The organism is Vibrio sp. 10N.286.45.E10 (genome assembly GCF_002874195.2).
Lineage (GTDB): Bacteria > Pseudomonadota > Gammaproteobacteria > Enterobacterales > Vibrionaceae > Vibrio > Vibrio crassostreae.
Genome location: NZ_MCWD02000004.1, coordinates 54,653 through 72,032, shown reverse-complemented (window position 1 = coordinate 72,032; position 17,380 = coordinate 54,653). Strand labels below are relative to the sequence as shown.

Annotated in this window: 1 protein-coding gene (only partly in view); it reads right to left on the bottom strand. The window is 45.9% G+C overall.

The whole window is internal to an ImpA family metalloprotease gene (locus BCU34_RS23820) on the bottom strand: the coding sequence, 66,177 nt in all, runs 34,151 nt past the left edge and 14,646 nt past the right edge, and what appears here is coding positions 14,647–32,026, spanning codon 4,883 (complete) through codon 10,676 (partial); the first complete codon in reading order (the gene reads right to left) occupies positions 17,378–17,380. Both codon boundaries (start and stop) fall beyond the window edges.

Sequence of the window (17,380 nt, the reverse complement as noted above, 5' to 3'; positions counted from 1 at the left end):
AATCAATGGATTGTTGACTTGGTTGATTAATAAAACTTGTTACGACCACTTCAGGCGTAGTTGCCATTTGACCTTGATATTGCGCCCAAGTCGTGGCATTCATGACCCCTTGCGCTGGTAACCCCTGTTGCAAGGTTGCCCACACGTCAGCAATGCTATCGCTGTTTTCATCAATAGAGAAATCAATATCGAGGGGATCGTTTGGATCAAAGCCCGCTTGTTTTTCAACGCTATCCGCAATGCCGTCTCCGTCATTGTCTGTCATGGGATCGGTGTCATCGCTATCAATGATACCGAGAACGCCATCCCCATCTCCGTCATAGGAATTGGCATCCAGTGGGTTGGTGCCAACAAGGATCTCTTGTCCATTAGTGAAGCCATCTAAATCAGTATCGGCGTCTTTGCCATCATTCGGATCATTCGGATTTAAACCAAGTAGCATTTCATCCGCATCACGAATGCCATCACTGTCACTGTCTACACCACCGTCACTAGCATCCATCGGATTAAGGCCGTTATCGGTTTCATAGCCATCACTCAAGCCATCACCGTCATAATCTGAGTTACGGTCAAGTGGCGCACTGTCATCCATATCCGAGATACCATCAGCATCATCGTCATAATCTATGTGATCAGGAATGCCGTCGCTGTCGGTGTCTACATCCCCATTCATTAACGGTGAATTCGGATCGTTGGCGTCGCTGCCTAAAAGTTGCTCGTAGTAATCGCCGTAGCCATCGTTATCGCTATCAATCGTCGGGTCACCATTGAGACTGATGGTAAAGCGCTGTAAATTGCCATCGATACTGCTGTAACCATAGGCGGTGCCATTCTCAACACGCAGTTCATCGGAGCGACCGAAGATCACGTCTTGGCGCATACGCGTCAGCGGCACAAGCACTTGCAAGTCTTTGTTGAGCATCATGTAAGCGCTGTAGTCATAACCCTCAAAGGTATGGATTTCCATCAAGAGCAAAATTACGTTATCCGCCAGTTTCAATGGTTTAACACGCGTGATATTTTCATTGATGTCGGTGAAATCCGTCAACCATACGACATAACGGTTTTCAAGCAAGGCATAGCCTCCGCCGAAACTGTAAAAATCACTGCTTTCATATTCGCCAAAGGTAAGGTACTCACCGTCGGCGACATCTTTCGCGGTTGCCACCACAGCGATGTTACGTGATTTATTGTGGGCTCTGCCGACTTCGGCATTGTTAAGGCCACGCTCACTCATCATAAAGCTGAGGAGACGATCGTCCATTTCTACTACGCCACCTAGCTCTGAGTAAGTCCGATTGTCGTTTGACCATTTATAATAGGTCGTCGTTGGCGTTGAGATCTCGGTGTATTCTTCGATGCCATTTTTCGCGGTTGTCCCATGCTCAGTTTTTAATCGAAGCAACTCTTGGGTATTTCGGCTTGCATCATTCCATTGCACCAAGTTGATACCCCGCGGGTAATTATCACCTAGGATCAAAGTATTAAAATTACCTTGACTGTCAACCATCAACGTAGAGCCAAATTGGTGGCCAGAGATCTGCCCCCAGGCTCTGGTAATTTCGAGATTGTTCGCATCATAAATGTACGCACCACCACTTTGGTGATTTAAGCCATCGCCACCACGAGTAAGGGTACGTAAAAGATTCATACCGATACGGTCACCTGACCACGCTAATTTGGATGGGAAGTTGCCTACTTTCCAAAAATTCAACGCCCCTGCACCGCTAGTACTAGTATTAAGCATTTTCTCAACAATGGTTGTTTGGCTATTTAAATTGTAACGGACCAAACGGGCTGTAGTCGGGCTGACTTTATCGGCCGAGCCACCAGTGGCAGCTAAACCATACACAATATCGCCACTGCCATTACTGGCCGCTGATAATAAGTTCTCATTAGCGCTATTTGGCAAACTGATGGTGCGGTTGTGTGTACCTTCGGCGTTAAATTCGCTGTAGTAGACCGCCAAATTGGTTTGATCTTGCCAAACCACACCGTCTTTAGTGCCATTGCTCACCGCAGAGTACGCTACTTTCGGCATATAGTTGGACGAGTGGGAATCCAAACTAGCGGCATAATCTTCATACGGCACATACATATCTTCGCTACGGCTATGTGCTTCTGTCATGATGCGAACTACTGGCGATGTGTATTCCGTACGTTCATGCGTTGCTGAAACGGTGGTGGTGCCTAAGCGTTCCCCTGTTGCAAGATTATTCCACACCGTTGGCTCTGCGTCATCTGGGTCAAGAATGCCATCATGATCGGTATCAAAGCTGCTGGCATCACTTGGGTCAGAGCCGTCTTGGTATTCCACTAAGTTGATGAAACCATCACCATCCAAATCGCCACTTTCATCGCCAGCGGTTAATGGGTCTAAACCATAAGTGGTTTCAAAGCCATCACCCATACCATCACCATCGGTATCGGATGTCACGCTGTAGCTGTCAACATCAAGTGTATCGGCGACACCATCGCCATCCAGATCGGGGTCAATACCATCCTCAATACCATCGCCATCAAAATCACTGTACGGCAAGGTGAAATCGATACTGAACGGATACATACCCAGCTCTTCTTGTGCTGAAGTGACATAACGTAATGTCGCTACGCCACCATTATAATGAGTTCCCGTCGGCAAGGCGCTTAAACTACCGCTATCGAGTGAAATGTAGAAATAATTGACTGTATCAAAGTCAGGCGATGCCTCACCAGGGATGGTGACATAGTGCATCGCTGTTTGAATTTGATTGTAAATACGATGCCCTGTTAACGTTACAGGATAAACATTACCCGCGGTATCTTTAAGGTCTACGGTGAACACCGTTTCAATTTCAGCCTCATCCCACCAATTTGGGGTCACTGTTTCGCTAGGACCTGTTAAGCCCGAGCCTGGCAACATAGCAACAGCCTGGTATTCACTGCCCGTGTAATGGTTTACGTAATCAAAGGATAAGCTGTTTTCTGGCGTAAGGTTCTCTACCGTGTAAATCTGCCCCGTTGTAGTTTGCGGATCAAGCGTCGCCACAGGGTTACCGTCACCATCAATGATTTCCATCTCGGCAGTGTGTTGACCAAGGCTTAAGCCCGATAAAATCACGCTTGGCTCTATAGCTGTCACCCATTCACCGCCATCTAGACGATAGCGCCAAGCATCAAAGTTGATGCGGGTAAAGAAAGATAAGCGGGTATCGTCATTATTTAGTTGCACCAAGCTAAAGTTAGAAATGAGCTCACCATAGAGATCTAAATCTTCTGGTAATGCCATGAGGTTCAGTGCTGTGGTACGCTCACTCACATCTTGATTAATGAATAGCCAGTTATCATCGGGAATATCCTCAGCCTCAATAGTTTGTAATTTGGTCGCGACCCAATCACTGTCATTTAACGTCACTTCATAAATGTCGTATTTCACATCGCGTGGCAAACGCAGCATTGGATAAACTTCATTCACGCGCCATGCAGTGGGTGCCACTTGAGAGGGGCCAATTTGATACAAAGGTATCGCGGTGTTGAACTGATAGCTGATCCCTTCGTTTACCGTATATTGGGTAGCACTGTAATTGGCACTATTAAAGCTACAAGCATTCAATCCATCATAATAAACAAGCGCAATATTGCCTACCGTTTGGGTTGGTGCAGCGCTGACAGGACAGTCATCAGTCTTATTTGTCGTGTAAGGAATAGGCAGGCCGTCAACATTACCATCAAGAACACCGGAATTGAGCGTAACGTAGAGTTCGTTTTCATCCGCTGTACCATTGCCATCCAAATCGGTATCTAGACCATTCACTGTGCCATCGTTGTCTGTATCGGTTTGACCAAGATAAATCGGATGATTGGCATCATTCGGGTCGGTAAATTGTGCTAGTTCAACCCCATCTAAAATACCGTCACCATCACTGTCAACGACATTGTCATTATTCACGATTGCAACCAACGCTTGCACTTCATCTGGGGTATTCCACACATTACCTGCTAATACCGCTTGGTATTCAGCGATCAAACTCGCTGCCAAATATTGCGTTGGCAACAAGGTTTGGATTTGTTCAATCGTGATATTCGCGTTTGGTGTGTTTTGTAAATCAACAAAGGCCGTGGCGGTGCTGTTCACGCTGGCAATGGTATTTTCAAGCGCTGTCAATGACGTTACCGCTTGATTGGCCAGTTCACTACGATACAAGCTCAAGACCGTTGCATCACTTGATACGCCAGTTAAACCAATAAAGTGGGTAAACAGATCCGCATCTGCGATGTTAGTGTCTGCAACGCGCGCGGCCAAATTCGCAACGGCTAATGGATTCACCACGTCCACCACATTTTGACTGGCGACATCAGAGAAGCGCACTCCGTCTTTGACCACTGACCACGAAATGGTATCGCTGGCAGTGCGATCAACGGGCAAACTGGTCAGCATGGTTAAGCTCGAATCCACGCCTTGATAATTCAAGCTGACATGGTTGTTATCGCCATTGATGCTCGCTACTTGCAAATCACCATTGCTATCAAGCTGCCAAGTGATACTTGGGGCGGTTCTTGGACTGAGCACATCAAGAGCCACCACCTCTTGCCATAAATTATCAGAGGCGGTTATCGCAAAACGGGCAACACCATCGTTGAGTACGCTGACGCTGTCGTTGGCAAAGATCGCTACATCAGGGGTTAAGCTTTCAATAGTGACGGTTTGGCTATCGGAAGGTGTCACCGTAAAGCTATGTGAACCGTTATTGATGTCGCCAAGGGTTGAGGTAACGGAAACAGGCGTTGCTTTGGGTTGGAGTGTAATGGTTTCTAAACGGGCTACCCCATCCACTTCTACGCTGATCTGGATTTGTGCACCGCTTGAATACAAGCTGGTATCGAGTGTGCCGCTGGTGAGTTCCGTTAAGCTATTACCATCAAGCACATTGACGCTGACATTACTGCCTGCTGGCACGTAACCTGAGAGTAAAGCGCTAAGATCAAGCGTACCGGTGCTGGTTTGTAAAACTTCAGGGAAGTACGCCAAGGTGGTATCGCTAGCCAGTGTGCTATCCACTGCTTGTTGCGCTGCGCTATCGAGGCCATAGGTAGGCACATTGAGCGCCAGATCGGTCATGCCATGACGACGAAGCCAAGTTTGGGTATTGAGGTACAAGGCTTTAGCTGTATTGGCATTAAGTGAGTTGTCAGACAAATCTGTCGTAATATCTTGTATCACATTAGCAAGAGCTTCACCACCGCCAAGTACCGACAAGCCAATCAAGGCAGTGCGATATTGCTGCGCAAGTCCTGTGCCTGTCGCATTCATAGTGGCAGGAGTAATCGCAAACACATCATCGGCATGAGTGGAATCTAAGAAGGTGCTGGCAATCAAGGCGTTCGCGCTGTTGATCCCTGCCACAGTCAGATCCGTTGCCGCGACTTTAGCTGCTATATCAGTCAGTGGTGACACCGTCACAGCATCGCGGCGACCAATCTCTGGTAATACCGTGGTTAGCGTGCCGCTATTGAGCGAAATACCCGTTGCTTCATCAATGTAGACACCGCCGGTGATTTCCATCATTACCGGAAGCGAAGTCGGCACAATCGCCATATCGAAGACACCGTTGGCATCGGTAGTGCCTGCCGTTTTAGTTAAATCAGTGCCTTTTGCGCCAGATTCAATCGCATACACACGTACGCTGGCACCACTGATGTTATTCGCCACCGCTTGCCCTGAAATACTCCATTGTGGATCGAGGGCATAAGCATCCGCCAGATCAATCACAGATTGAAGTTTAACGATGTCATTGAGTTCTGATTCAAGGCTGTCTTGAATGAATTCGCGATAATAAGTGAGGTTATTGCTATCAAAGCTCAAACCTGTGATAGCCGCTAACATGACATCGGTAAGGGCTGCCGCATCTGTACCCGCATAATCTGCAATACTGTCGACTCTGATTTGGTTGGCATTGGCATTGTCAGCCAAGGTTTGCATTTGTGTCAAGGTCGCTAATTCTGACGCTTGCGCATTCACAATATCGGTTTGATATTGCACCAGCGCCGCCGCATCAAGGTTGTTTAAGTTTGGTATGGCTTGTAAGTCACCAAAGCTAATAGTGCTCGCGTCACCTGCTTGATTCGCTGCAGCAATCATTGCAAGGCCATTAACCGTATCAATCACCACTTGGATCTGCGCTACCGACGAGAATGCACCTTGGGCAACAAAGGCTTGGCTGTATTGCGCTTCGTTTGCCGTTTCGATGTTTGCTAATTGACCACTACCCGTTAAGTAACTTAACGTTATCGTCGTATTCGCTGCCAGCATTTGATTCAGTTCAACCACCAAATTCGCGGTTACCGCGCCCGAACCATAGCCAGTTACATCGGGATCACCGTTATCCAGTACCCCATCGTTGTTGTCATCTGGATCAAAGAAATCATAGAGACCATCGCCATCAGTATCGGTAAATTCACCGTTGAGTGCATCCGTGTTTGATTGAATCAGCGTCCAGATATCAGCTTTACCATCGTTGTTATCATCAATGGTGAAATCAATATCATTTGGATTAAGTGGATTAAACCCGATAGCGAATTCAATGCTGTCTTGTAATCCGTCACCATCCGTATCAGTCAGCGGATCGTTATCATCAAGATCATGCAGCACAGACACGCCATCACCATCTGCATCATAATCAGCACCATTTAATGGGTCAGTGCCTGATTGGAATTCCTGCAAGTTAGTGAAACCATCGGTATCACTGTCTGCGGTGGCTCCATCGTTGACATCTGTTGGATCAAGCCCTAGTGCCAATTCGATGAAATCTAACAAACCATCACCATCGGAATCTGGGAAAACAGACAGTGCCATTTGATGATGTAAGGCAATTTCTTCTGGCGTTAACGCCTCGTTGTAGGCAGCAAAGGCATAAATCACATCATTATTGGTAAACGCATTACTGTCATTGTTACCTAATGTTGATGATGCGCCATTAATGAGGAAGGCATTTCCGCCCGTGCCCACATGTACCCCGTCAATATACAAGTTCGCGGTACTACCGGAAATGGTGTAAATCACGTGTACGATGCGCCCAAAGACGGTCGCCACAGACCCGCCATTAGTCGCGTTAAATTTATAGTCACCAACACCAAATTTGGTATAGCCATAAGTATTGCTATTACTCCAAACCTCAAAACGGAGCGCACCATTACCCGATTGTGCCAACATGCCACCCGATGCGAAGTTGTCAACGGGATAGTGCAACAAGAATTCATAACTCACTTCACCTGACAACGCGCTGAGATCGACGGTTGTACTCGCAGAGCTACGGACTTCAGTATTATGTGTTGCCACGGCTTCTACGCCCGTCGCGGTTTGTCCTAACCAAGCGTCAAGATTGAGTGTGCCACTGGCAGGTAAATCAAGGTTACGGTTTACATACTCGATGACCAACGCCAAATCAGTCTGTGTCTGCCAATTGGTTTTTGGCAACGCCACTTGATATTGTGCCAAGGCAAAATCGTAAAGTGGCGTATCAGGCGAAGCCATTGCTAAAGCTTCCAAGGTAATGTTTGACGCAATATTGGATTTAAGTTGAACAAACACATCCAAGAATTCGTTGGTAACGCTGATCAAGCTATTTAATTCATCAAGGGTATTAATGGTTTGAACTGCTAAGGTTTCACGGTATTTTGCCATAGAATTCGCGTCAGTTCTGACGTCAACTAAATACATGAATTCAGCAAATACATCTGCATCATCGATGGTCAGATTCGCCACGCGATTCGCTAAATTCGCGATCGCAATTTCGTTGTTGATTTCTGCAATAAACAGAGTTTTCGGCGCTGAGAACACCACGCCATCTTTTTCTACTTGCAAGGTAAAGGTTTCATTAAGCGAACGATCAAACACCAAGGCTGTGAAGTCAGACAAGCGTGTTGTATTGCCTTGGAAAGTCATCACAATACTTGACGCATCGCCATCAAGCGCCACTACTGCCAATTCACCGTTATTGTTTAAGCCCCAAGTAATACCAGATATTTCTGATTCACCGCGCACATTGAAACGCACGACTTTTTCCCAATCATTATCTTCATGGGCGATAAGTAAACGCGCGACGCCGCTTTCTAGCACGGTGATTGTATCGCTTTCAAGGCTTATCACATCAGGAGTGAAGTTGGTGACGGAGACAAGTGCATTCAAGGAATTAGCCGTCGTTAGTGCATTGACACCATCGGTGATGTCACCCAGCGTAGCAGTAACAACAACAGGTGAAGTTTGAGGAAGAAGGACAATATTTTCCAGATATTCAACACCTTCCAGATCAAAGGCCACTTCGACAAGAATGTCACTGCCATACAAACTGCTATCAAGCTGCCCATTCGTCAAATTAACCACGCTATCACCATCAAGAACACTGAAACTTGGTGTTAAAGACGTTGGCAAATTCGCACCCAGTAATGCAGTGAGATCGAGGGTACCTGTGCTGGTTTGCACTCTTTCAGGGAAATACCCCAAAGTTGGATTATTAGCCAATAAGGTATCCACTACTTGCTGTGCCGCAGCGTCTAGCCCAAAGCTTGGCACGTTCAAGGCGAGATCCGTCAGGCCGTGACGACGCAACCAACGTTGAGTATTGAAGTACATCATCTTGGCAGTAGCAGGTTCGAGCGAACCATCTGCCGCATCAAGTGCAATGGCTGAATTCACAACAAAAATTGATTGCCCGCTGCCAACTACGGAAAGCCCTGTTAACGCTGTGCGATAAGCTTCTTCTGCGCCTGTTTCTGTTGAATCCAACTCTGAAGGCATGACAGTGAAAATGGCGTTAGCATCGGTCGAGCCCAACATCCATTGTGCTAAGGCAGTGTTGGCGCTAATAATGGCCGACAAGCTGTAATCGGTTTGCACCATATGGGCGGCAATGTCCGTCACTGGCGACACAATCACGTGATCACGACGTTTTACTTTAGGTAGCACAGCACGAAGCAGCGTATTCGTGCGCGACAAACCGGTGGTATCATCTTGATATGTACCGCCAGTCACTTCAATTAAGACTGGATTTGAAGTCGCAGACATGACCAAACTAAAATTACCGTTTGCATCAAGGCTTACCGTGCCGCGAGTAATATCCGCCCCTTTCGCGCCGTTATTCAAGTCAAATACCTGAACCGATGCACCAGAAATATTTTTGAGAGAGACATACCCTGTGATACCAACAGTTGGATCAATCACATAAGCATCCGCTTCGGTGATCATGGCTTGTAAGCTGGTGAGATTGCCTACTTCAGTTGCATCGGAGGTACTGATGAACATGCGATAAGTTTCTAAGTTCGCATCCGTGATGCTTAACCCAAATACCCCTTGTAACGTAGCCAAGGTGAGGTTTAATGCATTTTGAGTTTCTGCCATTAGCACCAAAGCGTCAATTTGCGTTTGGCTTGCATTGGCATTGTTCACCAAGTTTTGTAGATCTGAAACCGACGCCAAGGTAGTTGAGACGTTCATGGCAATCAGGGATTGATAATAACCAAGATTATCTTCATTCAAATTGGCTAAATCAATCACCGCAGAAAGATCTTCGAAGCTGATGTTTTGCGCATCGTTATTATCTGCCGCCACACCAATGGCAGTGACCATGTCAATGCTGGCATTCACTGCATTAATGATTTGTTGCAAGTGAATATTGCCTTTAATGATTCCAGCTTTGGTGAACTCGCTGTTGTACTGAGTGATATATGACTCATTACGGACATCAATCAGGATGGATGAACTTGATAACAGGTCGTAGCTCACCGGAGTGTTGCTGGCAATCAGTACATTAATATCACCGCTAATACCACCAATCGCCACGCCAAGGCCGATACCCTGCTCGTCTAACGTACCGTCATCAAAATAGCCGTCATTGTCATCGTCGAGATCCAGCACGTTATAAATACCATCACCATCGGTATCTTCATAAATGCTGGTGCCTCTGCGGTAAGCAGCCTCTACTTCTGAGGCGGTTAGCGCACGGTTATGTGCAGCAAAGGCATAAATGCCCTCTCCTGCATTTACAATGCCTTCATTGATACCTAACGGCGTTTGTGGATCATTAATTAATAACGCATCGGTAAAACTGCCCACTTGTACGCCATTGACCCAAATCTCACTGCTGTCATTTCGCGCTATATAAACGACATGCACAGGATCGCCATAAGGACTATCAACAGACTGACCCTCGATGGCGGTGAAGGTGTAATCCCCTGCACCAAATTTAGTTAAACCTAGGGTGGCATTTCTTTGTTCAAAGCTTAAGGTCCAAACGGTATTGAGCCCAATACTATTATCTTTGCCGCCCAATAACACCACTTTCCATGAACGATCCACAGGTAAATCTAATAAGAACTCATAGGACACATCACCGCTGAGCGCACTCAAATCCAAAGACATTTGATTCGCTTCATTTACAAAATCGGTCACCACAACTTCAGCAGGTACAGTTAAGCCGCTTATATGCTGTATCCAAGCCGTCACACCTATTTCGCCTTGATCTGGCAAGGTTGCCTGTAACTGCGCCCAAATGTCAGCAGTGCCGTCATTGTTTTCATCAATAGAGTAATCAATATCTAACGAATTAAGTGGGTCAAAACCTGCATTGGTTTCAATGATGTCGGCAATTAAATCACCATCAGTATCACTGTAAGGGTTATTATCATCGACATCATCTGAACCAAAGACACCATCGCGGTCACGGTCATAAGAGCTACTGTCAAGTGGGTCAGATCCTGCTAAAGATTCTTCAAAATTGCTGATACCATCGTTATCAGAATCGACATCCGCTCCATCCGCGTCACTTTCAGGATTAAGGTTCCACGCAAGTTCATACGCATCGGTCAAGCCATCGCTGTCCGTGTCTAAATCACCATCATCTGGGGAGTAAGGGTGTTGTCCACGCACTAGTTCATAGCGATCGGGTAATCCATCACCATCAGAATCGGCTTCAACATAAAAACTCGATAGGTCGTAGTCTTGTTCGATGGAGTACACCAAACCTTTCGGTGTACGGTAGAAGAAAGTGATCGGGTCGCCCAATAAATTTGGCGTGAATTCGAGATAATCGGTCACTCGATATTCTTTACCATACATGCGGTAATACAAGTTATCGGTGCTGCCTTGAGTGAGTACAATGGTTCCACGCGCATTCTCTTCCGAGAATACAAGACCTAAATCTTGAATTTCATTCGCAACCACTTGGAACTTGAAGATTCTATTGGTCGCACCGCCAGTGATGTGCAATTCAGCCACGCCGTCTTGCAACACAGTCACACGCTGGTTAGCGCTATCATAGTTAATAATCGTTGGCGTATTGTTGCTCACGTCAAGCGCTGCGCCCTGAACCGTGCTCATTGCCACATCAATGGTGCCATCTGCATTGCGAGTAAAGTCAACCTCTACAGGTGGGTTAGGTACGCTGAACCCATCACAATCAACAGGTGAACTATCACCAAACGGATAACGTACACTTGGATTATCTATATCAATGTGCACCCATGGAATACCACCTATGCCATCCCATGGTATTGAAAGCCCCTCATGTGCGTAAAGCCCAGTTTCTTTTACGCCATGAATGCCGTTAACGGCAGATTGCGCCATCGCTAAATCTGACACAGGCATGTCATACATTTTGAAATAAGGCACCCAATCCAATCCAGTAATATAACTAAGTGCAACTAGCATAAAGTCGTTACCAGGAATCCGGCGTATATCACGATCATTTCCGTAGTCGGTGTTATACGCATTCGACCCTCTGAATGGGAATAGACTGAAGCCGAGATCATCTCTAAGTCCAGCCCAACGCACCTCATTTTCGGCATCGGTATATTGCCATATGCCGTTCATTGCCAACATGAATTGACGATCCCAAATCCGCAGCATAGTATGAAGGCCATGCTGGTCACGCAGCACCGTCCCATCACGTAAACGCATACCACGACCTTGATAGACAATTTGCTTGAAGAAGGATTCTGACACGGCACGTCCATACATGCCGAGCTGCTCGGTAAAGTTCAGTGAATCTTCACCGCTGTCCGTAATTTGGACGTTACAAGTACCATCAGTGTTTTGACGCAGTGACACCCTTTGGTTAGATCCGTTACGCATATCTGCAAGCGCTGAGATGATCCGCGACGAGGCTTCAAGTGACCCTGTCATCTTCCACATAGTAATGCGATCAATCTCCTGATTCCTTTTGTAATAGTTCTCTACTGCAATGTCGCGATAAAGGTCTATTTGGGTTTCGGTACTCATCCAATAATAGGTCGACCAATTATTGCGATCATTTGTCCCAAAGGCTTCAAGACGTTTACGCTGCTGCTGATGCCCTAACTCATGATTGTCAGACGCATTACCAAAAATAACACTTAGGGATGTGCCCTGATCTGACGGATTACCTGATACGCCTGATGCCGTATACATCGCTGGATAGTAATCATAGTTATAATGCTGAACAAATTGATGGCCATGCATGGTCGTATCTTTACATGAAGCTTCATCCACTAAATTGATACATGCTTGCATCACATCTGGCGATAAGACCTCTTCCATGGTTTCTGACTGTTCCACAGCCCAACCATTCATCCAGTAAACAAAGATATGGTCTTTGTACCAGCTTTCTAAGTGCTTCTCACGATCACCACCATATAGATCGACTCCATCGAGATAATCACTCAGCGTCGAATGCGCTTCATGACGGCCGTATTTAATATCCAAGTGTGGGATCTCGACTGTATCGAGTATGTCAAAAAAAGCTTCACGCTGCGCAAGATCGCTGGCGTCAAAGATCGCTGGATGATTGGCTGCACCTGTAACGGTAAATTGGCTATAGCGATTTATATTGCCGCCATCAATCGCCAAATAAATCGGCGCACCATATGGTGTGACAAAAGTAACAGATTCGTTATTAGCAAGGTCGAAAATTTCTTTCTGCTCAATGATCGGCGACCAATGCTCGTCAAGGATACGGTGCGTCCCCCTACGAGCATAATGCAAACGAATAGAAACGTTGCTGACTGTCGACTCCACCATGTCGTTACGAGTGATAGTGACAGGCACACCAGGCAGAGCATACCAGCCTGTCATTGTCCATTGTCGCTGGCCAGCGTAATAGCCGTAGTCTGAATCAAAGCCTAACGACCAATTTTTACTGTCAATACCCAAAGTACGCTGCTGATTCACCACCGTTTCAGGGTAATTGTAATGAAAGTTTTCTCCTTTAATGATGGTCTCGTTCGCTTGACCGAAATAACGACCTAAATCAGGTTGCGCCTTTTGTTCAGCCCACGAGTGAGAGACCATCAATTCAGCAAACAGCGCATTGATGTATTCCTTTGCAGTATCGGCATTGATTTCAATAGGATAATCAATTTCAAGGCGGTATTTTTGTGCTAATAACAGCAAAGATTGAGTCAAAGGATCAATGACATCAAAAGGGTTAGTTTTTGTGGAATCATATCCCCTTAACATCTCACTCAGTACGTTGATATCATCAAATAAATCAGCGTTCAATGCGGATGTCGTACAATTTAACAACGTTCCCTTCCCGCCCCCACTACCACAATTTTTCGCTGCCGCATAATTCCAATTTCCGGTTTGCAAACGTTCAAAAAGGTCTTTGGTATTCATCAACGGATTAGCACCTTGTGAACTCGCCAAGGTAACATTAGAAGCCACAGTATTTTGCCCAATACTAGTTGTGGTAACATTCATTAAGTTGCGCAGTTCCAAAGTGAAACTGGATGCCCCAAAGTGAGCATAGCGATCTTGATGCTCGAGAATGGTAGGGATCGCATTATCTTTGAGGTAATTGAAGGCATCACTCATGTCTGTAGCAGAATACTGGTCGGCATTTTCATCACCGACAATCACCAGATCAGGCGAATCGGCTTGTAAACAACCCAGCAAGGCAGGACCGCTACAACCATTGATCGTATATCGCCCTACATACTCTCGCTCAAGCCATGCAATCAGATTATCCCAGTGTGCTGAATAGTTATTATTTGGCATATTGGCGACTACAATCTTAATCTGCTTATCTGCAGATTCATCGCCCACCACCCAATCAAGCACATTATGCGTCAAGGTGTTCATGCCTGAATCATTCATTGCCCCTATAAACATCGAATTGGCAGGCACGGCATAACGCCAACTCCCCTGCTGTGCCACCAATAACATGTTTTTGCCTGCACCATCACCCGCGCTGGTCGAAGGCAATAATTCAAGCGATGAGCCAAGCCCAGATGAGAAGGTGCTAGCACTTATCCCTGTTGACCAATTAACACTGCCGACACCCTCCCAGAAGTACTGTTTAATCGAACTTTGCAAACTCGATGTGAGATCGATTGAAGCATTGATCACGTTTATCAATTCTTGTTCTGTAGCAAGGGTTTCGTCTTGGTTTTCTAATGCAGATAAAGCATTGGCATGATCAGTTTGAAGTGACGGTATCGCACTTTCCCAACCCCTGCTAATACGCGGTACCGTTGAAATAGTTTCAAACAAAATGGCACCACCAATCACGTCACCATCGATACCGTCTAACACTTCAAGATCAAAACGCGCTTCGCCATTGGCAAGTTCAATAATTATTGGATTGGTTTGGGCAACTTGCCATTCGCCTTCATTAATACGGAAACGCCATGTATCCACACCCGCTTCGGTGGTTGCGGTCAACAATACTTTACCTGCGTCGTAAACTTCAACTGAAATGCTATCTAAGTCATCTTGATTTGGCACACCATCACCATCACCATCCCCTGTTGGGCCATCGATGAGACTGAAATCTGAATTGTCCGCGATGCCATCACCATCAATATCCTCCCATTCCGTATTGTCTAACGGATAGCGGTCAACCCAGTCATTGAACCCATCGTTGTCATCATCAAGATCGACTCTGTTATATATACCATCGTTATCAGTATCGAAATAAATACCGAGCGTATCAATATAAGCAGATAGGATCTCATCTTGGCTGAGAGCTTGATTATGGGCAGCGAATGCATAGATACCATCACCAGTTTGCAATGAACCGCTGTGAATACCCAAAGGTGTTTGAGGATGATTAATCAAAATAGCGTTTTGCAGGATACTCCCCACATGGACACCATTAATCCACATCTCCGTTTGACCGCCACGACCGACAATCACCACATGCGCTAGGGCACCATAAGGACTGGCTATGGATTGGCCATTAACGGGGAAGAATACATAATCAGATGTGCCATATAGAGTCGCCCCCATATTATTAGCCTTTTGCTCGAAACGGATTTGCCAATGGGTGTTAAGCCCTTCAGCATTGTTTCTATTACCCAATAAACCGCCGATATTTGAGGTGTTTTGAGTAAACTGAACAATAAATTCATAAGACACTTCACCACTCAAGTTACTTAAATCGAGCGTTTTCTCAAACGGCTGTGTGATCAAATCAGTCACAACCAACTCTGGTAAAATGCTTAATTGCGCATGATTTGCTATCCACTTAGTGGTATTAAGTTGATTAGGTGTCGGTAGACTCGCTTGAATGCTAGCTAACACATCAGGGATGCCGTCACTGTTGTTATCAATCGATAAATCAGCATCCGTTGGATCGTTAGGATCAAGACCATAATCCACTTCGATGCGATCTGGCATGCCATCACCATCGTTATCGGTATATGGATTGTTATCATCCGAGTCATTGATCCCGAGTACCCCGTCATTATCTTCATCGAGTGCGTTTTGGGTATTGACTAATACGATAAGCGCTTCAACGTCTTCGAGTGTCGACCAGCTATTTGTTGCCAATGTCGCTTGATAATAACTTAGCAAGCTTTCAGGCAAATATTGATTAGGGAACAACGCCTCAAGCTGCGCTAGGGTCACCTCATCGGTAGCAGTATTTTGTAGCTCAACGAACTGGGTATCGGTGCTAGATTGGCTGCTGTTCACTTCAGCGATTAACGCATTCAATTGCGCGATGGTTGAGGCGGTAGTATTGCTCAACGCACTGCGATACTGGCTAAGAATAGCTACATCGCTTGAAACATCTGTTAACCCGATAAACTCCGCAAACAAGTCAGAATCGTTAATCGCACTATTGGCAACACGTGATGCAAGATTAGCTAACGCTAATGGATTCACTATTGACTCAATGGACGCCGTTTGAATGTTCGAGAACCTCACGCCATCTTTAACCACGGACCAACTGACACTCTCATTAGCATTTCTATCGACTGTTAACACCGACATTAATGTTAATGTGAAATCGTCCCCCTGATAAAAAACGTTCACATTACCGCTATCCGTCAAAACACTACTGGCTTGAAGATCAAAATTGGTATTCAATACCCAAGGGATATTGGGTACGCTGCGTGGTGTCAGCACCTTAAATGTCACCAGCTCATCATAGTGTTTAGCAATATCAACCAATCTAAAGGTCGCAGTACCATCTCGCAGCACGGTTATTTCACTCAACTGCGCTGGAGTTAAATAATTAAACTCTCCGGTTTGCACAACACGAGGGGAAAGATTAAACACTTGAATGTTCGCTGATTCAGCGCCGATATTTTCTAGTGACAGCGCATGTCGACCATTACTTTGTAGGTCACTGATTGAAAGTTGGTAATTCACACTGTTTTGAACATTGGTAAGCTTGGAATGCTCAACAAAGCGAATCGAAGGTCGTGTTTTGTCGACATAACGGGTTTCGAGCACATATTCAGAAATATTCGCTGGCATAGTAAAGGCCGTTGGCTCAGTGATCTGGCTGCGCACCCCATCTGAAATCAATACAAATGTGATATTGAAACGCGCAATATATTGACTATCAATCTGTGCCAATAAGTTACTCGTTCCTAAACCAACCTGAACTTGTTCAGGAACACCTTGAATAAAGTCATCGACCTCCATTTCTTGTTCAAGTTCCGCCACTTTCGTTGTCGTTAGATTGAACAACTTGCTGGCAGCGCTCGCTTGGCGACCACTTTTATCGAGGCGCTTCATCAGACGACGCGTATCGCGATACATCCGCTCTTTCAGCGCTTGTGATAATTGCCCATCCGTTTTGAGGGTATTCACTAAGTCAGTAATCGCTTGATTTGGCTTTCTGCCGCCAGCTTCAATCGAAAGCCCTGCCAATACTTCACGCATATTTCGAGCTTTTTCGAACGCTTCTAAACCATACTCGGCAATATATTGTTCAGCTTTTTCTGAGCTTGATAAATCCACTGGGCGCAGCTTATCCATCAGGTCGGGATCGTTTGTTCCTAAAAACTCTTGCGCGATTTGTTGACGCAACATAGCAATTTTCGCTTGAGAAAAATCCCCTTCCGCTAACTGCGCAACGGCTTCAGACAACGGCGTGATCACTAACGTCTCGCTATTCGACGCTTGATCCATAACGGC